The organism is Caldimonas thermodepolymerans (assembly GCF_015476235.1).
GTDB lineage: Bacteria > Pseudomonadota > Gammaproteobacteria > Burkholderiales > Burkholderiaceae_C > Caldimonas > Caldimonas thermodepolymerans.
Genome location: NZ_CP064338.1, coordinates 1,228,890 through 1,255,429 on the forward strand (window position 1 = coordinate 1,228,890; position 26,540 = coordinate 1,255,429).

The window sequence follows — 26,540 nt, forward strand, 5'->3', positions numbered from 1 at the left end:
GGGTCAGGCCTCGAGCCGGTAGATGGTGGCCGGCGCGCCGTCGGTCAGCAGGTAGATGCGGCCGTCCGGTCCCTGGCGTGCGTCGCGCAGGCGCTGGCCGAGCGATGCGAACAGCGGCTCGCGCTGCACCACGGTCGGCGCGGTGGCCGGCCCGCGCAGCACGATGCGCCACAGCGCCATGCCGGCGAGCGCGCCGACGAGCAGGTCGCCGCGCCAGCCGGGGTAGCGGTCGCCGTCATAGATGAAGCAGTTGCTCGGCGCGATGGACACCGGGGCCCACCAGGTCAGCGGCTGCTCCATGCCTTCCTTGGCCGTGCCTTCGCCGATCGGTGCGCAGGTGTCGTAGTCGCAGCCGTAGGTGATGACCGGCCAGCCGTAGTTGCGCCCGGCGCGGGTGATGTTGACCTCGTCGCCGCCGAAGGGGCCGTGCTCGCAGGTCCAGACCTCGCCCGACGTGGGGTGCAGGAAGATGCCCTGCGGGTTGCGGTGGCCGTAGCTCCAGATCTCGGGCCGCGCGCCCGGGGTCTGCACGAAGGGATTGTCTGGCGGCACGCTGCCGTCGCGGCGGATGCGCACCACCTTGCCGTGGTGGGTGGACAGGTCCTGCGCCTTGACGCGCTCGGCCTCCTCGCGCCGGTCGCCGAGCGTCAGGAACAGCATGCCGTCGGCGGACTGCGCCAGGCGTCCGCCAAGGTTCTCGCCGCTCTGCACCTTGGGCGCCTGGCGGAAGATCTCCTCCACGTCGTCCAGCGTGCGCGCGTCGCCGTCCAGCCGGCCGCGCGCCACCGCCACGCCGTTGCGACCGGCGTCGGCACCGCTGCCGGCTTCGGTATAGCTCAGGTAGACGTAGCGGTTGGCGGCGAACTCGCGGTCGACCAGCACGTCCAGCAGGCCGCCGTGGTCGCGATGGTCGACCGCCGGCACGCCGGCGACACTCCACGGCTCGAGCTCGCCCCGCGGGGAGACCACGCGCAGCCGGCCGGGGCGCTCGGTGACGAGCAGCCGCCCGTCGGGCAGGAAGCCCAGCCCCCAGGGCAGTTCCAGTCCGCTGGCGACTCGCACCGGGCGGGGCGTGGCGGTGGCCGGTCCCGGCAACGCGCAGCCGGGCAGCACGAGGGACGGGACGGCGGTCGAGGCACCGAGGGCGGCGAGGCGGCGCAGCGTGTCGCGGCGGGCGGGGCAGGGCGGGCGCGGGGGCTGGCGTTCGGGCATCGGGTACAGCAAGGCGTGGATGACGAGGGCCGAAGCCTAGCGGCATCCCGCGCGGCTTGCCCGCGCGGATGGCAACAGGATGAAAAGGCCCTCCGGCCGGGCCGCCTCAGTCGGCCACGCCCTCGACCACCATCTGCACGCGCCGGTTGCCGTTGAACTCGTCCAGCGACAGGCGGTAGGCCAGCAGCGCGCGCGGCGGCAGCGGCTCGCTGCGGCCGAACCAGATCGCCTCGCGCAGCATCCCGGCATGGCGCACGGTGAGCTTCAGGTGGCGCTCGCCGACGATGCGCTGCGAGACGATCTCGACCTCGTCGCTGAACACCGGGGCCTCGAAGGCCTGGCCCCAGACCTGCTGTTCCAGCACCTGCACCACCTCGGGCACGAACCACTGCGGCTCCAGCGGCCCGTCGGTGGCCAGCGTCCGGTGCAGCTGGTGCGGCTCCAGCCATTCGTCGGCGACCTCCTGGAAGGCCCGTTCGAAGGTCGGGAAATGTTCCTCGGCCAGCGTCGCGCCGGCTGCCATCGCGTGGCCGCCGAACTTCTTCAGCACCTGCGGGTGGCGCTTGCTGACCAGGTCCAGCGCATCGCGCAGGTGGAAGCCCGGGATCGAGCGCCCGGAACCCTTGAGCAGCCCGTCCTGCCCGAGCGCGAACACGAAGGTCGGGCGGTGCAGCTGGTCCTTGAGCCGCGAGGCGACGATGCCGACCACGCCTTCGTGGAAGTCCGGGTCGAAGATGGCCAGCGCCGCGGGCGGCTCGCCGGCCGGCATCAGGCGCTCGAGCATGGCCTCGGCCTGCTCGCGCATGCCCGCCTCGACGTCGCGCCGCTCGCGGTTGATCGCATCCAGCGTCTGCGCCAGCTCGGCGGCGCGCTGCGGGTCGTCGGTCAGCAGGCACTCGATGCCCAGCGTCATGTCGGCCAGGCGCCCGGCGGCGTTGATGCGCGGGCCGAGCGCGAAGCCGAAGTCGAACGCGGTGGCGCGCGCCGGGTCACGCCGCGCGGCGGCGAACAGGGCCGCGATGCCGGCGTGCATGCGCCCGGCGCGGATGCGCTTGAGCCCCTGCGCGACCAGGCGGCGGTTGTTGGCGTCGAGCTTGACCACGTCGGCCACCGTGCCGAGCGCGACCAGGTCCAGCAGCGCATCCAGGCGCGGCTGCGCGCCGTCGGCGAAGGCGCCGCGGGCGCGCAGCTCGGCGCGCACCGCGAGCAGCACGTAGAACATCACGCCCACCCCGGCCAGCGACTTGCTGGCGAAGCCGCAGCCCGGCTGGCTGGGGTTGACGATCACGTTGGCCTCGGGCAGCACGACGCGCTCGCCGACCATGGCCGGCAGGTGGTGGTCGGTGATGATCACGTCCAGCCCGTGCGCGCGCGCCGCGGCCACGCCCTCGATGCTGGCGATGCCGTTGTCCACCGTCACCAGCACGTCCGGGCGCTGCTGGCGCGCCAGCTCGACCACGGCCGGTGACAGCCCGTAGCCGTGCACCGCGCGGTCGGGCACGACGTAGCTCAGCGTTCCGGGCCGGGCGCCGAGCAGGCGCAGCCCGCGCAAGGCCACGGCGCAGGCGGTCGCGCCGTCGCAGTCGTAGTCGGCGACGACGCACAGCCGGCGGCCCTGCTGGATCGCATCGGCCAGGAAGCGCGCCGCCTCGGTGGCGCCGCGCAGCTCGGTGGGGGGCAGCAGGCGGGCGAGCGAGTCGTCCAGCTCGTCCTTGCTGGCGATGCCGCGCGCGGCGTACAGCCGCGCCAGCAGCGGGTGGACGCCCGCCTGTTCCAGCGCCCAGGCGGCGCGCGGCGGACATTCGCGCAGGATGATCTTCATGGGCGGGTGCTCACAGGCCGCACAGCAGCGCGGCGGTGTCCACCGCACGGAAGCGGGCCCGCAGGCGCTCCAGCCAGTGGCGGCTGACGCGCTCGAAACGTTGCCAGTGGCGCTCGCCGCACAGCGTGACGCTGACCGGCTCGCCGCGCTGGCTGGCCAGCAGCGCCTCGCGCACGGGACCCGCGTCCAGGCTGCGCCAGGCCTCGGCCCAGGCGGGCCAGTCCCCGGCCAGCAGCGGGTCGCGCAGGCGTTCGTCGACCACCAGCCCGGGCGTCGGGCGTTCGGGCTGGCTCGGGCCGCAGCCGCTGAGCCAGAAGGTGTTGACCGGCAGCCGGCCCTGCTCGACGCGGCGGTCGGTGCACGGGTGGGTGTAGAGCAGCATCTGCACCTCGTTCTGCAGCCGGCGCACCAGGCGGGCCTGGGGGTGGTCGGGCATCCAGAGGTCGACGTTGCGGCCGATCACCCGGTCCGGCGAGGCCGTGGGCAGGTCGGCCAGGGATTCGTGCGCGCCGTACCAGCGCGTCGGCGCGCCGTAGATCAGCAGCCACCCCTCGGACTCGAACAGCGGCCGCACCGCCTCGAGCAGCTCGCGCGACTCGGCCTCGTCCAGCTGCAGCGCCTGCGGGTCGACCATCGTCACGTGGTCGGCGCCGACATGCCAGTGCATCGGGGTCAGCAGGCCCCAGCACAGGTCCTGGGTCTCCACGCCGTCGCGGGCCGCGAGGTAGGCGGCCCAGGGCAGGCCGCCGTCCGGGCCGGCGAAACCGAGCGCCTGCGCGAGCGCGCGCTCGTGCGGCGGCGACAGGCTGTATTCGTCTGACTCGTTGCGTTCGGTCGGCGACAGGCGCCTCAGCAACTGCGTCAGGTGGGGCAGCTGCAGGTCCTTCAGCGTCTGGGTGCAGGCCTCGGACAGCGAGGAGGCATGAGGGATCAGCAGGTGCATGGACCATCATTATCAACCGGGTGCGGCGCCGTGACGCGGTCGCCGACGGCGGCCTCGGGTAGCATCGAGCGCTCGGCTGACGCGCCGCGTGTGCGGCGGCCCCTGGCGGAGTGCAACCCAACGTCCATGAACTGGCCTTACGAACTGCAGATCGGCTGGCGCTACACCCGCGCCGGCCGCGCCACGCGCCGCAACGGCTTCATTTCCTTCATCTCGGGCGTCTCGATGCTCGGCATCGCGCTCGGGGTCGCGGCGCTGATCATCGTGCTGTCGGTGATGAACGGGTTCCAGAAGGAGGTGCGCGACCGCATGCTGTCGGTGATTTCCCATGTGGACGTGTTCGCGCCGCAGGGCCAGGCGGTCGACGACTGGGAGCGCATCGCCCGCGAGGCGCGCCGGCACCCGCAGGTGGCCGGCGCCGCCCCGTACGTCGCGGCGCAGGCGCTGCTGGCGCGCGGCGACGACATGAAGGGGGCGATGATCCGCGGCATCTCGCCGCAGCACGAACCCGAAGTCACGCCGCTGGCCGCCGAGCTGAAGGACGGGCCGCTGCAGCGCCTGGTGCCGGGCGAGTGGGGCATCCTGCTCGGCAGCGAGCTGGCGCGCTCGCTGGGCGTCGCCGAGGGCGACAAGGTCACGGTCGTCTCGCCCAGCGGGCAGATGACCCCGGCCGGCGTCGTGCCGCGCCTGAAGCAGATGACCGTGGTCGGCACCTTCCACGCCGGGCACTACGAATACGACAGCGCGCTGGCGCTGATGCACCTGGACGACGCCGCGAAGCTGTTCCGCGTCGGCGGCCCCACCGGCGTGCAGCTGCGCCTGCACGACGTGCACCAGGCGCGCACGGTGGCCGCGGACCTCGCCCGGATGCTCAGCGGCGACCTCTACATCAGCGACTGGACGCGCACCAACGCGAACTGGTATGCAGCGGTGCAGCTCGAAAAACGCATGATGTTCATCATCCTGACCCTGATCGTCGCGGTGGCCGCGTTCAACCTGGTCTCGATGCTGGTGATGACCGTCACCGACAAGCGCGCCGACATCGCGATCCTGCGCACGCTCGGCGCGTCGCCGGCCTCGGTCATGGTCATCTTCATGGTGCAGGGCGCGCTGGCCGGGCTGATCGGCACGCTGGGCGGGCTGGTGCTGGGGCTGGCGGTCGCTTTCAACATCGACGTGATCGTCCCGGCGCTGGAGCGGCTGTTCGACACCGCCTTCCTGCCCGGCAGCATCTACCTGATCAGCCGCATGCCGAGCGACCCGCAGGCCGGCGACATCGTGCCGATCGCGCTGATCTCGCTGCTGCTGGCTTTCCTCGCCACCCTGTACCCGAGCTGGCGCGCCAGCCGCGTCAAACCTGCGGAGGCGCTGCGCTATGAGTGAGGTCGTGCTGCAGGCGCGGGGCCTGCACAAGCGGTTCCACGAAGGCCCGCTCGACGTGCACGTGCTGCGCGGGGTGGACATCGAGGTGCGCGCCGGCGAGACGTTGGCCATCGTCGGGGCCTCGGGTTCCGGCAAGAGCACGCTGCTGCACCTGCTGGGCGGTCTGGACGAACCCACGGCCGGCCGCGTCGAGCTGGCCGGCTACAGCTTCGCCGACATGAGTCCGGCGCAGCAGGGGGCCTGGCGCAACGCGCACCTGGGCTTCGTCTACCAGTTCCATCACCTGTTGCCGGAGTTCACCGCGCTGGACAATGTCGCGATGCCGCTGCGCATCCGCCGCGTGCCCGAGGCCGCGGCGAAGGAACAGGCCCTGGACATGCTCCGGCAGGTGGGCCTGGGCGAGCGCGCGCTGCACCGCCCGGCGGAACTCTCCGGCGGCGAGCGCCAGCGCGTGGCGATCGCCCGCGCGCTCGTCGGCCATCCCTGCTGCGTGCTGGCCGACGAGCCCACCGGCAACCTGGACCGCGCAACCGCGGACGGCGTGTTCCGCCTGATGCTGGCGCTGGCGCGCGAGCGCGGCACCGCGTTCGTCGTCGTCACGCACGACGAGTCGATCGCGCAGCGCTGCGACCGGGCGGTGCACCTGGTGGCGGGGGTGCTGGCGTGATGGTGCAGGAAGGCTTTCCAGGCAGGCCACATTGACCTTCCCATGTGGATCGACACCCACGTCCACCTCGACGCCCCCGAGTTCGCCGCCGACCTGCCGGCGGTGGTCGGGCGCGCCCGGGCGGCCGGGGTGGCGCAGATGGTCATTCCTGCCATCGGCACGGTCGACTTCGATGCGGTGCGCGAGCTGGCGCACCGCTACCGGCTGACCTATGCGCTGGGCATCCACCCGCTGCTCTCAGGCAGCGAGCCCGACGACGCGCTGGAGCGCCTGCAGCAGGCGCTGCAGGTCCACCGGGACGATCCGCGCCTGGTCGCGGTCGGCGAGATCGGGCTGGACTTCTTCGTCGAGGGGCTGGACCGCCAGCGCCAGGAAGACCTCTACACCGGGCAGCTCAAGCTCGCGCGGCATTACGGCCTGCCGGTGCTGCTGCACAGCCGCCGCGCGGTGGATGCGGTCCTGAAGCACCTGCGCCGCATCGAGGTGCCCGGCGGCATCGCGCACGCCTTCAACGGCAGCCTGCAGCAGGCCACCCGCTTCGTCGAGCGGGGCTTCAGGCTCGGCTTCGGCGGTGCGCTGACCTTCGAGCGCGCGCTGCAGATCCGCCGGCTCGCGCAGCAGGTGCCTGTCGAGGCGATCGTGACCGAGACCGATGCGCCGGACATCCCGCCGCAGTGGCTGTACAAGACCGCCGAGCAGCGCGCCGCCGGGGCACGCAGCCGCAACGAACCGGCCGAGCTGCCGCGCATCGCCGGGGTGCTGGCCGCGCTGCGCGGCCTGCCGGTGGACGAGCTGGCCGCGCGCACCCGTGACAATGCGGGCGCGGTGCTGCCGCGCCTGCTCGCCGTGACGGACGCCGACGACGCATGACGACGCCACGCACGACCCGCGACCGGCTCCAGGGCCTTGCGCCGGTGATCGCGCCCCGCACCCGCCTGGTGGTGCTGGGCAGCTTCCCCAGCGTGGCCTCGCTGCAGGCGCAGCAGTACTACGCGCACCCGCGCAACCACTTCTGGCCCATCCTCTCGGCGCTGTGGGGCGTGGACCTGGTGCGCATGCCCTATGTCGCGCGGCTCGACGTGGTGCGCGAGCGCGGCCTGGGCATCTGGGACGTCTACGCCAGCTGCCGGCGCGAGGGCAGCCTGGACAGCGCCATCGAGGAGGCCGAACCGAACGACCTCGCCGGACTGGGCGCGCGCCTGCCGCTGCTGCAGGCCTTCGCGCACAACGGCGGCGAATCGGCACGCTCGATGCGCATCACCCGCGCGCTGGGCCTGGCGGTCTACCGGCTGCCTTCGACCAGCCCGGCGAACGCCTCGTGGAGCTTCGAGCGCAAGCTCGCCGCCTGGCGCGAGGTGTTCGCCCGACACGATCTTCTATGAAAGCGACGAAACGAAAGACCCAGGACATGGCGCCGGTCACCGTGTCCGAAGCGGGGGGCGTGCGCTACCTGCACCTGGGCACGCCCTGGGTGCAGGGCGCGATGCGCCTGCGCAAGCCCTACGAGATCGAGCTCGAATACGTGCGCCGCATGATGGCCTGGATGCTGCTGCGGCCCGAGGACGAGGTCACGCAGGGGCACGCCGTGCAGCTCGGCCTCGGCGCGGCGGCCATCACCAAGTTCTGCCACCGGCAGCTGAAGATGCGCACCACCGCGGTCGAGCTGAACCCCGAAGTCATCGCGGTGTGCCGCGGCTGGTTCCACCTGTCCGAGGACGACGAGCTGCTGCGCGTGGTGCGCCAGGACGCCGCCACCTGGGTGGAGGACCCGCGCCACGAGGCGACGGCCGACGTGCTGTGCGTGGACCTGTACGACCACGAGGCCGCCAGCCCGGTGCTGGACGACGCAGACTTCTATGCGGCCTGCCACCGCGTGCTGGCGCCCGGCGGCGTGATGAGCGTCAACCTGTTCGGGCGCGACGCCAGCTTCGAGCGCAGCGTGCGCCGCATGGCGCGCTCGTTCGGGCCGCAGGCGCTGTGGACGGTCACGCCCACCAAGGAGGGCAATACCGTCGTGCTCGGCACCAAGGCCGCCCTGCCGGTTGACCGCGACACGCTGCTGGCGCGGGCGGATAACATCGAGGCTCGCTTCCGCTTGCCGGCACGCAAGTGGGTGCGCATGATCAAGCCGCTGGCGGCCTGAGCCGTCCGGCATCCGAGGGCAACGCCGCAGGGACCATCCGATGAGCACCAAGACGGCCGCATCTCCTGCTTCCCCGCGCCGCACCGCCGCCGCGCCCGCCTTTCGGGGGCGGCTGGACTGGCGCGTGCTGGTGGACTGGCTGCGCGAGGACGGCATCGTCGCGCCCGCCGAAGCGCAGCGCATCGGCCAGCGCCTGTCGGCCGACAGCGTGCAGCACCCGCTGGTGCGCCTGGCCCACGTCGGCGTGCAGCACGCGGTGACCGGCAAAGCACTGGACCTGGAGGCGCTGACCGAATGGCTGGCCGGCCGTGCCGGGCTCGAGTACCTGCGCATCGACCCGCTGAAGGTCAACGTCGCGCGCATTGCCGACGTGATGTCGATCAGCTATGCCGAGCGGCGCCGCGCGCTGCCGGTGCAGATCGGCACCCACGAGATCACCATCGCCACCTGCGAGCCGTTCGACACCGACTGGGTGGCCGAGATCGAGAGCCACACGCGCCGCAAGATCCGGCTGGTGGTGATCAGCCCCAACGAGCTGCAGCGCTACACCACCGAGTTCTACACGCTCGCCAAGTCGGTGCGCGCCGCGCAGAAGAGCGGCGAGGTCAGCGGCCCGGCCAACTTCGAGCAGCTGGTGGAGCTCGGCAAGAGCAAGCAGCTGGACGCCAACGACGCCGGCGTGGTGCAGGTGGTCGACTGGCTGTGGCAGTACGCCTTCGACCAGCGTGCCTCGGACATCCACCTCGAGCCGCGCCGCGAGACGGGGGCGATCCGCTTCCGCATCGACGGCGTGCTGCACACCGTCTACCAGCTGCCGCTGTCGGTGATGGCGGCGATGATCAGCCGCGTCAAGCTGCTCGGCCGCATGGACGTGGTCGAGAAGCGCCGGCCGCTGGACGGGCGCATCAAGACGCGCAACCCGGCCGGCGAGGAGGTCGAGATGCGCCTGTCGACCCTGCCGACCGCCTTCGGCGAGAAGCTGGTGATGCGCATCTTCGACCCGCAGTCCTCGGTCAAGTCGCTCGAGGCGCTCGGCTTCGCGGCGCACGACGCGCAGCGCTGGGAGCAGCTGGTCGCGCAGCCGCACGGCGTGATCCTCGTGACCGGCCCGACCGGCTCGGGCAAGACCACCACGCTCTACTCGACGCTCAAGCGCCTGGCCACCGACGAGGTCAACGTCTGCACGATCGAGGACCCAATCGAGATGATCGAGCCGGCGTTCAACCAGACCCAGGTGCAGCCGCAGCTCGACCTGAACTTCGCCAACGGCCTGCGCGCGCTGATGCGCCAGGACCCGGACATCATCATGGTCGGCGAGGTGCGCGACCTGGAAACCGCCGAGATGGCCATCCAGGCCGCGCTGACCGGTCACCTGGTGTTCACGACTCTGCACACCAACGACGCGGCCTCGGCGATCACCCGGCTGCAGGACCTGGGCGTGCCGTCCTACCTGATCAATGCCACGGTGCTGGGCGTGCTGGCCCAGCGGCTGGTGCGCACGCTGTGCCCCCATTGCAAGCAGCCCGACGAGGAGTTCAAGCGCGAGATGCTGGACGAGGCCATCCGCCCGTGGCGCATGACCGGCAGCTTCCGTCCGTACAAGCCGGTGGGGTGCATCGAATGCCGCATGACGGGCTTTCGCGGCCGCACCGGCCTGTACGAGCTGCTGACCGTCTCGGAAGCCCTCAAGGCGCTGATCACGCCGGCGCCCGACCTGTCGCGGCTGCGCCACCAGGCCACCCAGGACGGCATGCGCCCGCTGCGCCTGGCCGGCGCGATGAAGGTGGCCGAAGGCGTGACCACGCTGGAGGAGGTGCTGCGCGCCACGCCGGCGTGGGACACCTGAGCGCGTCGGCGCGACTGTCAGCTACGTGTAATCCACACCCTCGGGCCCGAGGGGCGTCCCTAGAATCCCCCCGAACTTGAGGAGACTACTCGCATGAAGATCAAGAGTCAGCGGGACTTCGTCGCAGGCCTCGCTTTCATCGTCGTGGGTCTGGCGTTCGCCTGGGGCGCCACGAACTACTCCTTCGGGTCGTCGGCCCGACCCGGTCCCGGGTACTTCCCGTTCGGGCTGGGGATCATCCTGGCCATCATCGGCGCGGTCATCACCTTCGAGGCACTGACCATCGAGACCGAGGACGGCGAGCCGATCGGTGACATCGCCTGGCGCCCCCTGCTCATCATCCTGGGCGCGGTCGGCGTGTTCGGCTTCCTGCTGCCGCGCGCGGGCATGGTCATCACGATCCCGGTCCTGATCACGATGGCCTCGGCCGCCGCAGGACGCATCCGGTGGCTGGACGTCGCGATCCTCAGCGTGGTGCTGACGCTCGGCTCCTACATGGCGTTCGTCCGCGGCCTGGATCTCGTGATCCCCGTGTGGCCCAGTTTCCTCCAGTGACGCGCTGGTCAATCCTCCAACTAGAAGAGCAGTCAGATGGATCTTCTGCAAAACCTGGCGCTGGGCTTCGAGACCACGCTCACGCTGACCAACCTGATCTACGCCTTCATGGGCTGCCTGCTGGGCACGCTGGTGGGGGTGCTGCCGGGCCTCGGCCCGACGGCCACGATCGCCATGCTGCTGCCGTCGATCTACGCGCTGGACGCTACTCCGGCGCTGATCATGCTGGCCGGCATCTACTACGGCTCGCAGTACGGCGGCTCGACCACCGCCATCCTGATCAACGTGCCTGGTGAAGCCGCCTCGGTGGTGACCGCGCTGGACGGCTACCAGATGGCCCGCCAGGGCCGCGCGGGTCCGGCGCTCGCCGTCTCCGCGCTGGGTTCGTTCTTTGCCGGCTGCGTGGGCACGATCATCATCGCCGCCTTCGCGCCGCCGCTGACCGAGCTGGCCTTCAAGTTCGGCCCGGCCGAGTACTTCTCGCTGATGGTGCTGGGCCTGATCGGCGCCGTGGTGCTGGCCTCGGGTTCGCTGATCAAGGCGGTCGCGATGATCATCCTGGGCCTGCTGCTGGGCCAGATCAACACCGACGTGATCTCCGGCGTGCCGCGCTTCTCGTTCGACGTCCCCGAGCTGAGCGACGGCATCAACTTCGTCGTGATCGCGATGGGCCTGTTCGGCTTCGGCGAGATCATCGCCAACCTGGGCCAGCCGGCCGAGCAGCGCGAGGTGTTCACCAAGGACGTGAAGGGCCTGTGGCCGTCCAAGGAGGACTTCAAGGAATCTGCCCCTGCGGTGCTGCGCGGCACGGTGCTGGGTTCGCTGCTGGGCGTGCTGCCGGGCGGTGGCTCGCTGCTGGCCTCGTTCGCCTCCTACACGCTGGAGAAGAAGCTCTCGCCGACGCCGGAGAAGTTCGGCAAGGGCGCGATCCAGGGCGTGGCCGGTCCCGAGTCGGCCAACAACGCCGGCGCACAGACCTCGTTCATCCCGATGCTGACGCTGGGCATCCCGCCCAACGCGGTGATGGCGCTGATGGTCGGTGCCATGACCATCAAGGGCATCCAGCCCGGCCCGCAGGTGATGTCGAGCAATCCGGAACTGTTCTGGGGCCTGATCACCTCGATGTGGATCGGCAACCTGATGCTGGTGATCCTGAACCTGCCGCTGATCGGCATCTGGATCCGCCTGCTGACCGTGCCGTACCGCTTCCTGTTCCCGGCCATCCTGCTGTTCTGCTGCATCGGCCTGTACACGCTGAACAACAACAACTTCGACGTGTACCTGTCCGTGCTGTTCGGCCTGCTCGGCTACGTGTTCTACAAGCTCAAGTGCGAGCCGGCGCCGCTGCTGCTGGGCTTCATCCTGGGCCCGATGATGGAAGAGAACCTGCGTCGCGCGCTGCTGCTGTCGCGCGGCAACTGGGGCGACTTCGTCACCCGCCCGCTGTCGGCCACGCTGCTGGGCATGGCGGTGCTGATGCTGGTGATCATGGCCTTGCCGAACCTGCGTCGCAAGCGCGAAGAAGCCTTCCAGGACGCCGAGTAAGCGGCATCCTGCCGCACCACCTGCAAGGGCCGCCACGTGCGGCCCTTTTTGCTGGCGCTTGCGGCCACGCGTGGCGGACGGCACGATCCGTGCGACGGGCGCGGCTACCATCGCCCGCACGGAGGAGAAGTCTCGATGTCGATGCCCCGCCCGCATCCCTTGCGCGAACGGCTGCACAACGAAGTCCATGCCCGTCCCTACGAGCGCCTGCAGGCGCCGCTGGCGCTGTCGCACCTGGCGCTGCTGACACCGCCCGGCGAGCGCGACAGCCGCGAGCACCTGCATGCGCTGCTGCGTTCGCGGCACCTGCCGCTGCCGGCCAGCGACGCGGGCCACCTGAGCGTCGACCTGGGCGGGCTGTGGCTGCGCTGGGAGCAGCACACCGAGTTCCAGACCTACACCTTCTGGCGCCAGCTGCCGCAGGACCCGACCAGCTTCGAGCCGGCCGCGGTCTCCGAGGTGCCGCAGGACTGGCTGGCCCAGGTGCCGGGCCAGTGGCTGGTGGGCCTGCACGTGCTGGTCGCGGCCTCGCGCGAGGACGGCAGCGACCCGCTGGTGCGCGGCGCGCTGGACGAGACCAGCCTGGTGGGTGCCATCGTGATGGACGGGCAGGCCGAGGTCTACACCGACTTCCGCCTGCACGGCGACGGTTTCGGGCGCGTCGTGGTGGTCGCGCCCAGCATGCAGCCGCGCCGCCTCGGGCGCACCGTGCAGCGCCTGCTGGAGGTGGAGACCTACCGCATGATGGCGCTGCTGGGGCTGCCCGTCGCGCGCGAGGTGACCGCGACGCTGGCCGACGCCGAGCGCGACCTGGCCCACATCGCCGGCCAGATCCGCAGCGCCGAACAGGACCGCGAGCCCGAGCTGCTGCGCCAGCTGACGCAGCTGGCGGGCCGTGTCGAGAGCCTGTACGCCAGTACCCATGCGCGCTTTTCCGCCAGCGCCGCGTACTTCGAGCTGGTGCAGCGGCGCATCGAGGAACTGCACGAGCATCGCCTGGCCGGCCTGCAGACCATCGGCGAGTTCATGGACCGGCGGCTCGGCCCGGCGATGCAGACCTGCGCCTGGGCGGCGCGGCGCCAGCAGCAGCTGTCCGAGCGCATCTCGCGCACCAGCAACCTGCTGCGCACCCGCGTCGAGATCGAGCAGCAGCAAAGCAGCAAGGAGCTGCTGGACGCGATGAACCGCCGCCAGGCGGTGCAGCTGCGCCTGCAAAGCGCGGTCGAGGGACTGTCGGTGGCCGCGATCACGTACTACGGCGCGGGCCTGGTCGGCTACCTCGCCAAGGGCGGCAAGGAAGCCGGCTGGCTGCCGCTGTCGCCCGAGCTGGTGGTGGCCGCGGCCATCCCGGTCATCGCGCTGGCGGTGTGGTCGGGCCTGCGCAAGCTGCACCGCATGGCGCACGGCGTGGCCGACGCCAGGCACTGAGCCGCGGCCGCGGGCCTGCACGGCAGGCGCGGTGCCCGGATAATCTCCAGCCAGCGCGGGCGTGCCGCCTCGCGTACCATGGGCCGCGCCGCACCTGCCAGCCATGAACCACTTCCAGTACGACTTCCCGTACGCGTCGAAGCGCCTGCCGCTGTTCGCGCGCAACGTTGTAGCCACTTCCCACCCGGCCGCCGCGACGGCGGGCCTGCGCATGCTGCTCAAGGGCGGCAACGCGGTGGACGCCGCGATCGCCGCGGCCGCGGCGATGACGGTCTACGAGCCGGTCAGCAACGGGCTGGGCAGCGACGCCTTCTGCATCCTCTGGGACGGCCACAGGCTGCACGGCCTCAACGCCTCGGGGCGCGCGCCGCAGGCCTGGACGCTGGACTACTTCCGCCGCAAGTACGGCGACGGCGCGAAGGCGCCGCCGAAGCGCGGCTGGGACGCGGTGACGGTGCCGGGCGCGGTGGGCGCCTGGGTGGCGCTGAGCGAACGCTTCGGCAAGCTGCCGTTCGCCGACCTGATGGAGCCGGCGATCGAAGCGGCCGAGCGCGGCTATGCGGTGCCGCCGGTGGTGGCGCACAAGTGGGCGGCCGCCGTGGACGAGCTGCGCGACCTGCCCGGCTTCGCCGACGCCTTCCTGCCGCACGGGCGCGCGCCGCGCGTGGGCGAGTGGTGGCAGTTCCCGGCTGCGGCGCGCACGCTGCGGCTGATCGGCCAGACGCGCGGCGAGGCCTTCTACCGCGGCGAGGTCGCGCAGGCCACCGAGCGCTTCGCGCGGGAGCACGGCGGCGCGATCACCGCGGCCGACTTCGCGGCCTACCAGCCCGAGTGGGTCGAGCCGATCGGCAAGAGCTACCGCGGCTACACGCTGCACGAGATCCCGCCCAACGGGCAGGGCATCGCGGCACTGATCGCGCTGGGCATCCTCGGGCAGTTCGACCTGTCGGCGCTGCCGGTGGACAGCGCCGACGCGCAGCACCTGCAGATCGAGGCCATGAAGCTGGCCTTCGCCGACGTCTACCGCTACGTGTCCGATCCGTCCAGCATGGAGGTCACGCCGGCGCAGATGCTCGACGACGCGTACCTGGCGCGGCGTGCGCGGCTGATCGACCCGAGGCGGGCGCAGGACTTCCAGGCCGGCAACCCGGCCACCGGCGGCACGATCTACCTGACCGCGGCCGACGAGCGGGGCATGATGGTCAGCTTCATCCAGAGCAACTTCGCCGGCTTCGGCTCGGGCTGCGTGGTGCCGGGCTACGGCCTGTCGCTGCAGAACCGCGGCCACGGCTTCTCGCTCGACCCGAAGCACCCCAACGTGGTGGCGCCGGGCAAGCGGCCGTTCCACACCATCATCCCGGCCTTCCTGACCCGCGACGGCCAGCCGATGATGAGCTTCGGCGTGATGGGCGCACACATGCAGCCGCAGGGCCACGTGCAGACGCTGGTGCGCATGCTGGACTTCCACCAGAACCCTCAGGCCGCCTGCGACGCGCCGCGCTGGCGCTACAACGGCGGGCTCGAGCTCAATGTCGAGGCGTCGATGGACCCCGCGGTGGTGCAGGCGCTGGCTGAGCGCGGGCATCGCCTGGCGCTGATCCAGGACCCTTACCAGGACTTCGGCGCCGGCCAGTTCATCTGGCGGCTGGGCGACCCGGGCAGGGAAGGCTATGTGGCCGCGAGCGATCCGCGGCGTGACGGACAGGCGGTGGGATTTTGAGCAGCTCGGCATCTTCTTCCGTACCGGCGCAGGCGGGCCAGCCGCTGGCCGGCGGGCTGATCCTGGCCCTGCTGGGCTCGGTGGCGTTCTCCGGCAAGGCGATCATCGTCAAGCTGGCCTACCGCTACGGCGTCGACGCGATCACGCTGATCATGTACCGCATGCTGTTCGCGCTGCCGTTGTTCGCGCTGATCGCCTGGTGGTCCGGACGCGGCAAGGCGCCGATGAGCCGGCGCGACTGGGCGGGCATCGTCGGGCTGGGCATCAGCGGCTACTACCTCGCCAGCTTCCTCGACTTCCTCGGCCTGCAGTACATCAGCGCCAGCCTCGAGCGGCTGATCCTCTACCTCAACCCGACCCTGGTGCTGGGGCTGAGCCTGCTGCTGTTCAGGAAGAAGGTCAGCTGGCGCCAGCTGGTGGCCATCGGCGTGAGCTATTCCGGCGTGCTGCTGGTGTTCGGCCAGGAGATCGACTTCCAGGGCCCGCACGTGGTGCTGGGCGGCGTGCTGGTGTTCGCCAGCGCGCTGTCGTACGCGATCTACCTGGTCTACAGCGGCGAGCTGGTGCAGCGCCTGGGTTCGCTGCGGCTGGTCGGCTGGGCGAGCCTGGTGGCCTGCGTGCTGTGCATCGGGCAGTTCCTGCTGATGCGGCCGCTGTCGGCCGCGCTGGTCGCGCCCGAGGTGATCTGGCTGTCGGTGCTCAACGCGACGGTGTGCACCGTGGCGCCGGTGCTGATGGTGATGCTCGCGATCGAGCGCATCGGCGCGACCATGGCCGCGCAAAGCGGCATGATCGGCCCGCTGTCCACGCTGATCCTGGGCGTGTTCATCCTGGGCGAGCCGTTCACGCCGGGCATCGCGGTCGGCACGGTGCTGGTGCTGGCCGGCATCTGGTTGCTGGCCAGGTGGAAGAACTGAAGGGAAGCTGCATATGGATCTCGGGATCAAGGGGCGCTGGGCCCTGGTGTGCGCCTCGAGCAAGGGTCTGGGCAAGGGCTGTGCGCGGGCGCTGGTGCAGGAGGGCGTCAACGTGGTGATGACCGCGCGCGGCGCCGAGGCGCTGGAAGCCGCCGCCGCCGAACTGCGCGCGCTGGGCACGGCCGAGGTGCGCACGGTGGTCGGCGACATCACCACCGAAGCCGGACGGGCGGCGGCGCTGGCGGCCTGCCCGCAGGTGGACATCCTGGTCAACAACGCCGGCGGCCCGCCGCCCGGCGATTTCCGCGAGTGGTCGCGCGAGGACTGGATCCGTGCGCTGGACGCCAACATGCTCACGCCCATCGAGCTGATCAAGGTCACGGTGGACGGCATGATCGCGCGCCGCTTCGGGCGCATCGTCAACATCACCTCCGGGGCGGTGAAGGCGCCGATCGACGTGCTGGGCCTGTCCAACGGGGCGCGCTCGGGGCTGACCGGCTTCGTCGCCGGCCTGGCGCGCAAGACCGTGCAGCACAACGTGACGATCAACAACCTGCTGCCCGGCGCGTTCGACACCGACCGCCTGCGCAAGACGCTGGAGGCCTCCGCGAAGCAGCAGGGCGTCACGACCGAGGTGGCCGCGCAGGCGCGCCTGAAGACCATCCCGGCCGGCCGGCTGGGCACCCCCGACGAGTTCGGCGCCGCCTGCGCCTTCCTGTGCTCGGCGCAGGCCGGCTACATCACCGGCCAGAACTGGCTGATCGACGGCGGCGCCTACCCGGGCACGTTCTGAGGCCGCCGCGGCCTCAGCGCCGCGACGAGACGACGATGCCGGCGACGATCAGCGCGAAGGCCACCGCGTGGTACCACGCCGGGGCTTCGCCGAGCAGCGCGGCCGACAGCACCGCCGCGAACACCGGCATCAGGTTGCTGAAGAAGGCCGCCACCGCCGGGCCGACGCGCGCCACGCCCACGCCCCAGCAGCGGTAGGCCACCAGCGAGGCGGCGATCGAGACGTACAGCAGCGTGCCGACCACCGGCCAGCCCAGCTCGAACGAGATGTCGCGCAGCTGCGACTCCACCCCGGTCGCCAAGCCCGACCACAGGATGCCGAACACCAGCTGCCCGAGCAGGAACTCGGACCAGTGCCACTCCTGCGCCGAGGCGTCGCTCGGGCGCGCGAGCATCCAGCTGTACAGCCCCCACAGCAGCACCGCGAGCAGCATGTAGAGGTCGCCCGCGACCAGCCGCACCTGCAGCAGCGTGTCCCAGCTGCCGTGCGAGATCACGAACAGCACGCCCGCCAGCGACAGCGCCGCCCCGAGCAGCTGCCTCGCGTTCGGGCGCTCGCGGTACAGCAGCACGCCGATCGCGATCATCCACACCGGCATGCTGGCGGCGATCAGCGTCACGTTGATCGGGGTGGAGGTCTGCAGCGCGAGGTACTGCAGCGAGTTGTAGCAGCCAATGCCGTACAGGCCCAGCAGCGCGAAGCGCCGCCAGCGCGACCACAGCGGGCTGCCGGGGCGCAGCACGCGCCAGCCCAGCGGCAGCAGGATCAGCGCGGCCAGCACCCAGCGCAGGAAGTTCAGCGTCAGCGGCGCCACCGTGCCGACCATCATGCGCCCGATCACGGCGTTACCCGCCCACAGCAGGGGCGGCAGGGTGAGCAGCAGGGCGGTGCGGGCGTCGATGCGGGTCATGCGTGCGGGCCTCAAAGGCCCGGCATGTTAGCGCCGCAATTCCAGCACTGCTCGAAGGGGCCTTCGATCAGCTCGTTGCAAGCTTGGCAGACCCGGCGCCGTTCGCGCGGGTGCTGCAGCTCGTGCAGCAGGGCGCGTGCGGCATCCAGCTGTCCGTCGTCGGCGATCCAGACCTCGGGCAGGCTCTGGTCGGGCGGGATCTCGCCGGCGATGCCGCTGGCATAGAGGCGCTGCACGCTGGCCTCGATGCCGGCGCGGTTCAGGCAGTCGGCCCAGACGGTGGCGATGGCGAGGTTGGGGGCCTGCGTGAGCTTGCGCATGCGGCCATGCTACTGCGCCGGCACCGCGGTGCGGTAGGCATGCCACGAGGCGTGCCCGAGCACCGGGCCGACCACCAGCAGGCCGAGGAACCAGGGCAGCATCGCCAGCACCACCAGCGCCGTGATCAGCGCGCCCCAGCACAGCATCACGAACGGCTGGGTCAGCACCAGCCGCAGGCTGGTCAGCGCGGCGGTGATCGCGTCGACCTGGCGGTCCAGGATCATCGGGATGGCCACCACGCTGACCGCGAAGATCAGCCCCGCGAACAGGCTGCCCACCGCGACATAGGCGACCAGGAACTCGAGGTGCTCGGCCGCCAGCAGCTGGCGGATCGAGCCCTGGAAGTCCGGCATGCCCTCGAAGCTGACCGCGAACACGATCAGCGAGGCGCGGCCCCACAGCATCTCCAGGATCAGCAGCACCCCGCCGAAGATGGCCATGGTGCCGATGCTGTGCTCCCAGGCGAGCAGCGAGCTGCCGAGGTCGGGGTGCTCGCCGCGCTCGAGCACGCGGCTGGCCTCGTACAGCCCGAGGCACAGGAACGGGCCGACCAGCAGGAAGCCGGCGCTCAGCGCCAGGGTCCAGGCCGGGGCGTGGCGGAACACCAGCAGCAGCGCCCAGCCCATGCCGGCGAAGCAGGTGCCGTAGAACAGGCCGATGCCGGGGCAGCGGAGGAAGTCGCGCCAGCCGCGCGCCAGCCAGCGCAGCGGGTCGGCCGGCGCCAGGCGCTGCAGCGGGAGCTCGAAGGCCGACGGGGAGGGCGCCGGCGGCCCCACGGGCGGATCGGGCTGGGCATCCATCGTGCGTCGCAGCGTAGGACCAATCGCGCCGCCGGCGTACGCGGGAGAACGCGCATTCCCGCCTTGCCGCAGATCAAGAGGGGCGGCGGACTGCAGGTTTTTCCGTGTCGTCGTATGGTGTCGCCTGTTTGACCTACCGAACCCAGGAGAAGGAGACTGCCATGCCACTTGCCGTCCAGATCCGCCGCAACGGCGGGCCCGAGGTGATGGAGCTCGCCGAGGTCGCCGTCGGCGATCCCGGCCCGGGCGAGATCCGCATCCGCCACCATGCCTGCGGCCTCAACTTCATCGACGTCTACCAGCGCAGCGGCCTGTACGCGCTGCCGCTGCCGCTGACCCTCGGCATGGAGGCCGCCGGCGTGGTCGAGGCGGTGGGCGAGGGCGTCACGCACCTGAAGCCCGGCGACCGCGCCGCCTACGCCAGCCAGCCGCCCGGCGCCTACAGCGAGGTGCGCGTGATGCCGGCCAAGTGCGTCGTGCAGCTGCCCGATGCGATCAGCTTCGAGGAGGGCGCGGCGATGATGCTCAAGGGCCTGACCGTGCAGTACCTGCTGCGCAAGACCCAGCCGCAGGGCGGCCTGCAGCCCGGCGACCATGTCCTGTTCCACGCCGCAGCCGGCGGCGTGGGCCTGATCGCCTGCCAGTGGGCGCGCGCGATGGGGCTGGAGCTGATCGCCACCGCCGGCTCCGACGACAAGTGCCGGCTGGCGCTGGAGCATGGCGCGGCGCACGCGATCAACTACCGCCGCGAGAACTTCGTCGAGCGGGTCAAGGAGATCACCGGCGGGCGCGGCGTGAAGGTGGTGTACGACTCGGTCGGCAAGGACACCTGGGACGGCTCGCTTGACTGCCTGCAGCCGTTCGGCCTGATGGTCAGCTACGGCAACGCCTCGGGCCCGGTGCCGCCGGTGGCGCTCGGCACGCTCGCGGCCAAGGGGTCGCTGTACGTGACGCGGCCGACGCTGTTCTCGCACATCAGCAGCCGCGAGGCGACCCAGGCCATGGCCGACGACCTGTTCGGCATGGTCACCAGCGGCCAGGTGAAGATCCGCGTCGAGCGCCGCTACGCGCTCAAGGACGTCGCCCAGGCGCACATCGACCTGGAAGCGCGCCAGACCATCGGCTCCAGCGTGCTGCTGCCCTGACGGGCGCGCATGCGTCCCGGCGTCGCCCGCGCCGGGGCGCGGTTCAGCGGCTGCGCCGCACGCGCAGCAGCTCGTCCAGGATCAGCAGGGCCGCGCCGACGGTGATCGCGCTGTCGGCGATGTTGAAGGCCGGGAAGTGCCGGCCACCCCAGTGGAAGTCGAGGAAGTCGACCACGTAGCCGTGCAGGGCGCGGTCGATCACGTTGCCCAGCGCGCCGCCCAGGATCAGCGCCAGCGCCCAGGCGAACAGGCGCTGGTGGCCGTGGCGGCGCAGCATGAAGACGATGAACGCCGCCGCGGCCAGGCCCAGCCCGATGAAGAACCAGCGCTGCCAGCCGGAGGCGCCGGCGAGGAACGAGAACGCCGCGCCGGTGTTGTGCACCCGCACGATGTTGAAGAACGACGTGACCGGCGTGCCCTGCCCCGGCGTGTAGTAGCCGAGGATCAGCGTCTTGGTGAACTGGTCCAGCAGGATCACGACCAGCGCGATCCCCAGCCAGGGCCAGACGCTGGCTGCCCCCTTGCCGCCCGCCATCAGGCCGCCTTCCGGTCTTCGCCGTCGCCGTACAGGTTGCTGGTGCAACGGCCGCACAGCGTCGGGTGCGCCGCGTCGTGGCCGACGTCGTCGCGGTAGTGCCAGCAGCGCTCGCACTTGGGCGCGGTGGCCGGGCTGACGGTGATCTTCAGCTCGTCACCGGGCACCACCTCGACGGCCGAGGTGATGAAGACGAACTTCAGGTCGCTGCCCAGGCTCTCGAGGATGCGGCGATCGGCCTCGGGCGCGGCGATGGTCAGGTTGGCCTGCAGCGAGGGGCCGACCTTGCCTTCGGCGCGCACCGCCTCGATCTCCTTGTTGACCGCGTCGCGGATTTCCAGCAGGCGCGTCCACTTGGCCTGCAGCGCCTCGTCGCGCTCGGCGAACTGCCAGAAGGTCTCGATGAAGATCGATTCCGACTGGCCCGGGGCGAACACCTTCCAGGCTTCCTCGGCGGTGAAGCTGAGGAACGGTGCCATCCAGCGCAGCATCGCGTGCGTGATCTGCCACAGCGCCGTCTGCGCCGAGCGGCGCGCCAGCGACTTGGGCGCCGTGGTGTAGAGGCGGTCCTTCAGCACGTCGAGGTAGAACGCGCCCAGGTCTTCCGAGCAGTACACCTGCAGCTTGGCGACCACCGGGTGGAACTCGTAGACCTCGTAGTGCGCCAGGATCTCGGCCTGCAGCGCCGCCGCACGGGTCAGCGCGTAGCGGTCGATCTCGAACAGCTGCTCCTGCGGCACCATGTCCTTCTGCGGGTCGAAGTCGCTGGTGTTGGCGAGCAGGAAGCGCAGCGTGTTGCGGATGCGGCGGTAGGCATCGACCACGCGCGCCAGGATCTTGTCGTCGATCGCCAGGTCGCCGGAGTAGTCGGTGCTCGCCACCCACAGGCGCACGATCTCGGCGCCCAGCTTGTCGCTCACCTCCTGCGGCACCACCGTGTTGCCGAGCGACTTGCTCATCTTGCGGCCCTGGCCGTCGACCGTGAAGCCGTGCGTGAGCAGGCCCTTGTACGGCGCGCGGTCGTACATCGCGCAGGCGGTCAGCAGCGAGGAGTGGAACCAGCCGCGGTGCTGGTCGTGGCCTTCCAGGTACAGGTCCGCCGGCCAGGTCGACTGGTCGGCATGGCTGTGCTTGAGCACGTGGAAGTGGGTCGTGCCCGAGTCGAACCACACGTCCAGGATGTCGTTGCTCTTGACGTAGTGGTCAGCCTCGTCGCCCAGCCACTCGCGCGGGTCGAGCTTGGACCAGGCCTCGATGCCGCCCTGTTCGACCAGGTCGGCGGCGCGGTCCATCAGCGCCATGGTGTCCGGGTGCAGCTCGCCCGTCACCTTGTGCAGGAAGAAGGGCAGCGGCACGCCCCAGTTGCGCTGGCGCGAGATGCACCAGTCGGGCCGCCCGGCGATCATGTCGCGCAGGCGCGCCTTGCCGTTCTCGGGGTAGAAGCTGGTCTGCTCGATGGCGTCCAGCGCCATCTGGCGCAGCGTGCGCGGGGCCTTGTCCTTGGTGAACACGCCCTCGCCCTCGTCCATGCGCACGAACCACTGCGCGGCGGCGCGGTAGATCACCGGCGTCTTGTGGCGCCAGCAGTGCGGGTAGCTGTGCACGAGGCTGGAGGAGGCGAACAGGCGCCCGGCCTCGCGCATGGTCTCGATGATCTGCGGGCCGGCCTTCCAGATGTTCTGGCCGCCGAACAGCGGCAGGTCGTCGGCGTAGACGCCGTTGCCCTGCACGGGGTTGAGGATGTCCTCGTACTTCAGCCCGTGCGCGACGCAGGAGTTGAAGTCGTCCACGCCGTAGGCCGGCGCGGAGTGCACGATGCCGGTGCCGTCCTCGGCGGTGGCGTAGTCCGCCAGGTAGACCGGCGAGAGGCGGTCATAGCCCGGGTGCACGTGCGCCAGCGGATGACGGAACTGGATGCGGTCCAGCGCCGCGCCCTTGGTGGTGGCCACCACGCGGCCCTGCAGGCCGTAGCGCTCCAGGCACTTCTCGACCAGCGCCTGCGCCAGCAGCAGCAGGCCGCGCTCGGTGTCGACCAGCGCGTATTCCAGCTCGGGGTTGAGGTTGAGCGCCTGGTTGGCCGGCAGCGTCCACGGCGTCGTGGTCCAGATGACGGCGAAGGCATCCTTCTCCAGCTTCGGCAGGCCGAAGGCGGCAGCCAGCTTCTCCGGCTCGGCGCACAGGAAGCCCACGTCCAGCGTCAGCGACTTCTTGTCGTTGTATTCGATCTCGAACTCGGCCAGCGACGAGCCGCAGTCGAAGCACCAGTAGACCGGCTTGAGGCCGCGGTAGACGAAGCCGCGCTCCATGATGCGCTTGAGGGCTCGGATCTCGTTGGCCTCGTTGCCGAAGTCCATCGTGCGGTAGGGACGCTCCCAGTCGCCCAGCACGCCCAGGCGCTTGAAATCGACCATCTGCTGGGCGATCTGCTCGGTCGCGTAGGCGCGGCTCTTGGCCTGCACCTCGTCGCGCGACAGGCCGCGGCCGTAGGTCTTCTCGATCTGGTTCTCGATCGGCAGGCCGTGGCAGTCCCAGCCCGGCACGTAGATCGCGTCATAGCCGGCCAGCTGCCGCGCCTTGACGATCATGTCCTTGAGCACCTTGTTGACCGCGTGCCCGATGTGCAGCTTGCCGTTGGCATAGGGCGGGCCGTCGTGCAGCACGAACTTCGGGCAGCCGCAGCGCGCCTCGCGCAGCTTCCGGTAGATGCCCTTGTCTTCCCATTCCTTGACCCACTTCGGCTCGCGCTTGGGCAGGTCCCCGCGCATCGGGAAGGGTGTGTCGGGCAGGTTCAGGGTCGATCGATAGTCGGGGGTGTCGCTCATGGTCTCGGGGCACGCCGGGCGTGCCATGTGGGGTAGGGCAGACCGCCAGGGTGATGAGACGCGGCCCGGTCTCGCGGCAGTCGAGCGGGCGTCAAATTCGGTCGCGCGTGGTCTGGCGGCGCGTTTGCTGGTGCAGCGACGCGAAGTAGGCGCGTGCGTCGGCCGCGTCCTGACGGATCGCCGCCGTCAGGGCGTCCAGCCCTTCGAATCGGACTTCGTCGCGCAGTTTGTGCAGCAGTTCCACGCGCACGATTTTACCGTAGCCCCCTTCGGCCCCCAGTTCGGCCGGCCACTCCAGGCAGTTGACCTCCAGCAGGATGCGGTCGGTCTCCTCGACCGTGGGGCGCAGCCCGAGGCTGGCCACGCCGGGCAGCGGCTCGGGGATCAGCCCGTGCACCCGCACGACGAAGATGCCGGTCGCAGCCGCCCGGCGGTGCCGGAAGCGCAGGTTCAGCGTGCGGAATCCGAGCTGGCGCCCCAGCTTGCGGCCGTGGACGATGTGGCCGCTGATGCTGTAGGGGCGGCCCAGCAGGCCGGCCGCGGCTTCCATGTCGCCGCGCGCGAGCGCCTCGCGCACCGCGGAGCTGGACACGCGCAGCCCGTGCACCTCGTAGCTGTTCATGCGCGCCACGTCGAAGCCGAGCTGCCCGCCGGCGGCGTCCAGCATCGCGTAGTCGCCGGCGCGGCGCGCCCCGAAGCGGAAATCGTCGCCGACCAGGATGTATTTCGCCCCCAGGCCGTCGACCAGCACCTGCTGGATGAATTCCTCGGGCGACAGGCGCGACAGCCGCTGGTCGAAGCGCAGCACGACGACCTGGTCGATGCCGCAGCGTTCCAGCTCGGTGAGCTTGTCGCGCAGCGTCGCGATGCGCGGCGGCCCCAGTTCCGGCTTGCCGGACTGCCGGGCGAAGAAGTCGCGCGGGTGGGGCTCGAAGGTCAGCACGCAGCTGGGCAGGCCGCGGTGCTGGGCTTCGCTCTTGAGCAGCGCCAGCATGGCCTGGTGCCCGCGGTGGACGCCGTCGAAGTTGCCGATGGTCAGGGCGCAGGCCGGGGCCAGAGCAGCATGGTGAAAGCCGCGAAAGACATGCATGGGAGCGGATTATCAGGGTGCCGGCCCGAGGATGTCTTGCGGCCCGTCCAGCCAGCGCCATTGGCCGGGCGCCAGGTCGGGCGGCAGCTCCAGCGCGCCGAAACGGCTGCGGTGCAGCGCGACCACCCGGTTGCCGACGGCGGCCACCATGCGCTTGACCTGGTGGTACTTGCCTTCGGTGAGCGTCAGCCGCAGGCCGTGGGCATCGGTGGCCTCGCAGGCCGCCGCGCGCACCGGCGCGGGGTCGTCGCGCAGCACCACGCCCGCGAGCAGCCGTTCGACCTGCGCGGGCGTCACCGGGTCGGCGGTGGTCACCTCGTAGACCTTGGCGACATGCTTCTTCGGCGAGGTCAGGCGGTGGATCAGGGGGCCGTCGTCGGTCAGGACCAGCAGCCCGGTGGTGTCCTGGTCGAGCCGGCCGACGGCCTGCACGCCGCGCCGGCGCAGCGGTGCGGGCAGCAGCGTGTAGACGCTGGGCCAGGCCGAGGGCTTCTGCGAGCACTCGTAACCGGCCGGCTTGTGCATCACGAGGCAGGCGCGCTCGTGGTAGGGCCAGTCCTGGCCGTCGACGCTGAACACCAGGCCGCCGGGATCGACCTCGTGGTCCGGGTCGGCATGGACCGCACCGCCGATCGCGACGCGGCCGGCGAGGATCAGCCCCTCGCATTCGCGACGGGTGCCGAAACCTTGCGAGAACAGCAGCTGGGCCAGGCGCATCGCGGCAGGGGAGGGACGGCAAACGCAAAGGGCCGCCCGCAGGCGGCCCGGGAGGGCAGCAGTCTACACCCCGTGCGTGCCGCTCAGGCGAACACGCCGGCGGTGTCCTGCATGCGTGCCGAGACCTCGCCGAGGTGGTGCAGCGTGTCGCCGAAGCTCAGCTCCAGGCAGGTCAGCCGCTTGAAATAGTGGCCGGCGACGTACTCGTCGGTGATGCCGATGCCGCCGTGCAGCTGGATCGCCTGCTGGCCGACGTAGCGCATCGACTGCCCCAGCTGCACCTTGGCCTGCGAGACGGCGCGGCGGCGCTGCGCCGGGTCGTCGCCCAGCTTGAGGGTCGCGAAGTAGCTCATCGAGCGGCCCAGCTCGAGCTGCATCTTCATGTCGGCGACGCGATGGCGCAGCGCCTGGAAGGTGCCGATCGGCACGCCGAACTGCTTGCGGGTGTTGAGGTAGTCCACCGTCACCGCGAACAGCTGCTCCATCGCGCCGACCGCTTCGGCGCAGCCGGCGGCGATCGCGACGTCGACGGCTTCCTCCAGCGCGAAGTGGCCGTCCTCGGGGCCGACCAGCAGCGTCGCCGGCGCCTCCTCGAAGCGCACCTCGGCGGCGCGCCCGCCGTCCTGGGTCGGGTAGCCGCGCGTCGTCACGCCCGCCGCGCCGCGCTCGACCAGCAGCAGTGCGATGCCGCGCGCGTCGTCGACCTGGCCCGAGACGCGCGCCGGCACGACGTACGCGTCGGCCTGGTCACCCACCGGCACGATGCTCTTGGCGCCGCTGACGCGCCACTGGCCGCCGTCCTGCCGTGCGGTGGCGGTCACGTGGCGCAGCATGTAGCGCGCCTCGCGTTCCTGGTGGGCCAGCACGACCAGCGCCTCGCCGGCGGCGATCCTCGGCAGCCATTGCTGGCGGACCGCCTCGGGGGCGTGGCGCGCCAGCACGCCGGCGGCGACCAGCGCCACTGCCGCGTACGGCTCGACCACGATGCCGCGGCCCAGCTCCTCCATCACCACCATCGCCTCGACCGGGCCGAAGCCCATGCCGCCGTGCGCCTCGGGGATCGCCAGGCCCATCAGGCCCAGTTCGGCCATCTCGCCCCAGGCCTCGCGCGAGAAGCCGCCCGCCTTGACGATGGCACGTCGGCGCTCGAAGGCATAGCTGCGTGCCACCCACTTGCGCACGGCGTCGCGCAGCTGCTCCTGTTCCTCGGTGAAATCGAAATCCAT

At 71.1% G+C, this 26,540-nt stretch carries 24 protein-coding genes; 13 read left to right on the forward strand and 11 right to left on the reverse strand.

Going from position 1 to position 26,540, the window contains the following annotated elements:
- Positions 1-3: 3 nt before the first annotated feature.
- The 3 genes from IS481_RS05885 to IS481_RS05895 all read right to left on the reverse strand — a co-directional run bounded on the left by IS481_RS05885 (position 4) and on the right by IS481_RS05895 (position 3,977).
- Complete coding sequence (locus IS481_RS05885; RefSeq protein ID WP_104357636.1) at positions 4-1,212, reverse strand: PQQ-dependent sugar dehydrogenase; 1,209 nt, start codon at positions 1,210-1,212, stop codon at positions 4-6.
- Between the two features lie 106 nt (positions 1,213-1,318).
- The gene (gene recJ / locus IS481_RS05890; RefSeq protein ID WP_104357600.1) at positions 1,319-3,034 is read right to left on the reverse strand and encodes a single-stranded-DNA-specific exonuclease RecJ; all 1,716 of its coding nucleotides are present in this window, start codon (positions 3,032-3,034) and stop codon (positions 1,319-1,321) included.
- Between the two features lie 10 nt (positions 3,035-3,044).
- A complete protein-coding gene (locus tag IS481_RS05895; RefSeq protein WP_104357601.1) occupies positions 3,045-3,977 on the reverse strand; it encodes a hypothetical protein in 933 nt (310 codons plus the stop codon).
- A 126-nt stretch (positions 3,978-4,103) separates the two neighbouring features.
- Between IS481_RS05895 and IS481_RS05900 the strand changes: the two genes are divergently transcribed.
- The 12 genes from IS481_RS05900 (at position 4,104) to IS481_RS05955 (ending at position 16,974) form a co-directional block, all read left to right on the forward strand.
- Positions 4,104-5,360 (forward strand): lipoprotein-releasing ABC transporter permease subunit, encoded by a 1,257-nt coding sequence (locus tag IS481_RS05900; protein WP_104357602.1) that lies wholly within the window; start codon positions 4,104-4,106, stop codon positions 5,358-5,360.
- Positions 5,353-6,027 carry an ABC transporter ATP-binding protein gene (locus IS481_RS05905; protein WP_104357603.1) on the forward strand — a complete coding sequence of 225 codons (675 nt, stop codon included), beginning with the start codon at positions 5,353-5,355 and terminating at the stop codon, positions 6,025-6,027. Before IS481_RS05900 ends, IS481_RS05905 begins: the two co-directional genes overlap by 8 nt.
- Before the next feature lie 42 nt (positions 6,028-6,069).
- On the forward strand, positions 6,070-6,897 hold the full coding sequence (locus tag IS481_RS05910) for a TatD family hydrolase (protein WP_104357604.1): 828 nt from the start codon (positions 6,070-6,072) through the stop codon (positions 6,895-6,897).
- Entirely contained in the window at positions 6,894-7,409 is a 516-nt protein-coding gene (locus IS481_RS05915) for a DNA-deoxyinosine glycosylase (RefSeq protein ID WP_104357605.1), read from the forward strand. Before IS481_RS05910 ends, IS481_RS05915 begins: the two co-directional genes overlap by 4 nt.
- Positions 7,406-8,170, forward strand: a complete 765-nt coding sequence (locus IS481_RS05920) for a spermine/spermidine synthase domain-containing protein (protein ID WP_104357606.1) — start codon at positions 7,406-7,408, stop codon at positions 8,168-8,170. Before IS481_RS05915 ends, IS481_RS05920 begins: the two co-directional genes overlap by 4 nt.
- A 40-nt stretch (positions 8,171-8,210) precedes the next feature.
- A complete protein-coding gene (gene tfpB, locus IS481_RS05925; RefSeq protein ID WP_104357607.1) occupies positions 8,211-10,016 on the forward strand; it encodes a type IV pilus assembly ATPase TfpB in 1,806 nt (601 codons plus the stop codon).
- 93 nt (positions 10,017-10,109) lie between these two features.
- The gene (locus IS481_RS05930) at positions 10,110-10,571 is read left to right on the forward strand and encodes a tripartite tricarboxylate transporter TctB family protein (RefSeq protein ID WP_104357608.1); all 462 of its coding nucleotides are present in this window, start codon (positions 10,110-10,112) and stop codon (positions 10,569-10,571) included.
- 36 nt (positions 10,572-10,607) lie between these two features.
- Positions 10,608-12,116, forward strand: a complete 1,509-nt coding sequence (locus IS481_RS05935) for a tripartite tricarboxylate transporter permease (RefSeq protein WP_104357609.1) — start codon at positions 10,608-10,610, stop codon at positions 12,114-12,116.
- A gap of 135 nt (positions 12,117-12,251) precedes the next feature.
- Positions 12,252-13,544 (forward strand): DUF3422 family protein, encoded by a 1,293-nt coding sequence (locus IS481_RS05940; protein WP_419186818.1) that lies wholly within the window; start codon positions 12,252-12,254, stop codon positions 13,542-13,544.
- 103 nt (positions 13,545-13,647) lie between these two features.
- Positions 13,648-15,264, forward strand: coding sequence for a gamma-glutamyltransferase family protein (locus IS481_RS05945; protein WP_104357610.1), 1,617 nt, complete (start codon positions 13,648-13,650; stop codon positions 15,262-15,264).
- Entirely contained in the window at positions 15,261-16,181 is a 921-nt protein-coding gene (locus IS481_RS05950) for a DMT family transporter (protein ID WP_232529474.1), read from the forward strand. Before IS481_RS05945 ends, IS481_RS05950 begins: the two co-directional genes overlap by 4 nt.
- 13 nt (positions 16,182-16,194) lie before the next feature.
- Positions 16,195-16,974: an SDR family oxidoreductase gene (locus tag IS481_RS05955; protein WP_104357611.1), complete on the forward strand. Its 780-nt coding sequence runs from the start codon at positions 16,195-16,197 to the stop codon at positions 16,972-16,974.
- A 13-nt stretch (positions 16,975-16,987) separates the two neighbouring features.
- Here IS481_RS05955 and IS481_RS05960 read toward each other — a convergent pair whose 3' ends face one another.
- Genes IS481_RS05960 through IS481_RS05970 form a run of 3 tightly spaced genes read right to left on the reverse strand, consistent with a single transcriptional unit; the run spans position 16,988 to position 19,005 of the window.
- Positions 16,988-17,884: a DMT family transporter gene (locus tag IS481_RS05960; protein ID WP_104357612.1), complete on the reverse strand. Its 897-nt coding sequence runs from the start codon at positions 17,882-17,884 to the stop codon at positions 16,988-16,990.
- 11 nt (positions 17,885-17,895) lie between these two features.
- On the reverse strand, positions 17,896-18,204 hold the full coding sequence (locus IS481_RS05965) for a putative signal transducing protein (RefSeq protein WP_104357613.1): 309 nt from the start codon (positions 18,202-18,204) through the stop codon (positions 17,896-17,898).
- 9 nt (positions 18,205-18,213) lie between these two features.
- The gene (locus tag IS481_RS05970; RefSeq protein ID WP_104357614.1) at positions 18,214-19,005 is read right to left on the reverse strand and encodes a DUF2189 domain-containing protein; all 792 of its coding nucleotides are present in this window, start codon (positions 19,003-19,005) and stop codon (positions 18,214-18,216) included.
- Between the two features lie 161 nt (positions 19,006-19,166).
- On the opposite strand from IS481_RS05970, the gene IS481_RS05975 reads away from it, so the two are divergent.
- Complete coding sequence (locus tag IS481_RS05975) at positions 19,167-20,150, forward strand: quinone oxidoreductase family protein (RefSeq protein WP_104357615.1); 984 nt, start codon at positions 19,167-19,169, stop codon at positions 20,148-20,150.
- Positions 20,151-20,193: 43 nt separating this feature from the next.
- Here IS481_RS05975 and lspA read toward each other — a convergent pair whose 3' ends face one another.
- The 5 genes from lspA to IS481_RS06000 form a co-directional block, all read right to left on the reverse strand.
- A complete protein-coding gene (gene lspA, locus IS481_RS05980) occupies positions 20,194-20,685 on the reverse strand; it encodes a signal peptidase II (RefSeq protein WP_104357616.1) in 492 nt (163 codons plus the stop codon).
- On the reverse strand, positions 20,685-23,507 hold the full coding sequence (gene ileS, locus IS481_RS05985) for an isoleucine--tRNA ligase (RefSeq protein WP_104357617.1): 2,823 nt from the start codon (positions 23,505-23,507) through the stop codon (positions 20,685-20,687). Before ileS ends, lspA begins: the two co-directional genes overlap by 1 nt.
- Before the next feature lie 91 nt (positions 23,508-23,598).
- On the reverse strand, positions 23,599-24,597 hold the full coding sequence (locus tag IS481_RS05990; RefSeq protein WP_104357618.1) for a bifunctional riboflavin kinase/FAD synthetase: 999 nt from the start codon (positions 24,595-24,597) through the stop codon (positions 23,599-23,601).
- A gap of 12 nt (positions 24,598-24,609) precedes the next feature.
- A complete protein-coding gene (locus IS481_RS05995; protein WP_104357619.1) occupies positions 24,610-25,314 on the reverse strand; it encodes a pseudouridine synthase in 705 nt (234 codons plus the stop codon).
- Between the two features lie 83 nt (positions 25,315-25,397).
- Positions 25,398-26,540 (reverse strand): acyl-CoA dehydrogenase family protein, encoded by a 1,143-nt coding sequence (locus IS481_RS06000; protein ID WP_104357620.1) that lies wholly within the window; start codon positions 26,538-26,540, stop codon positions 25,398-25,400.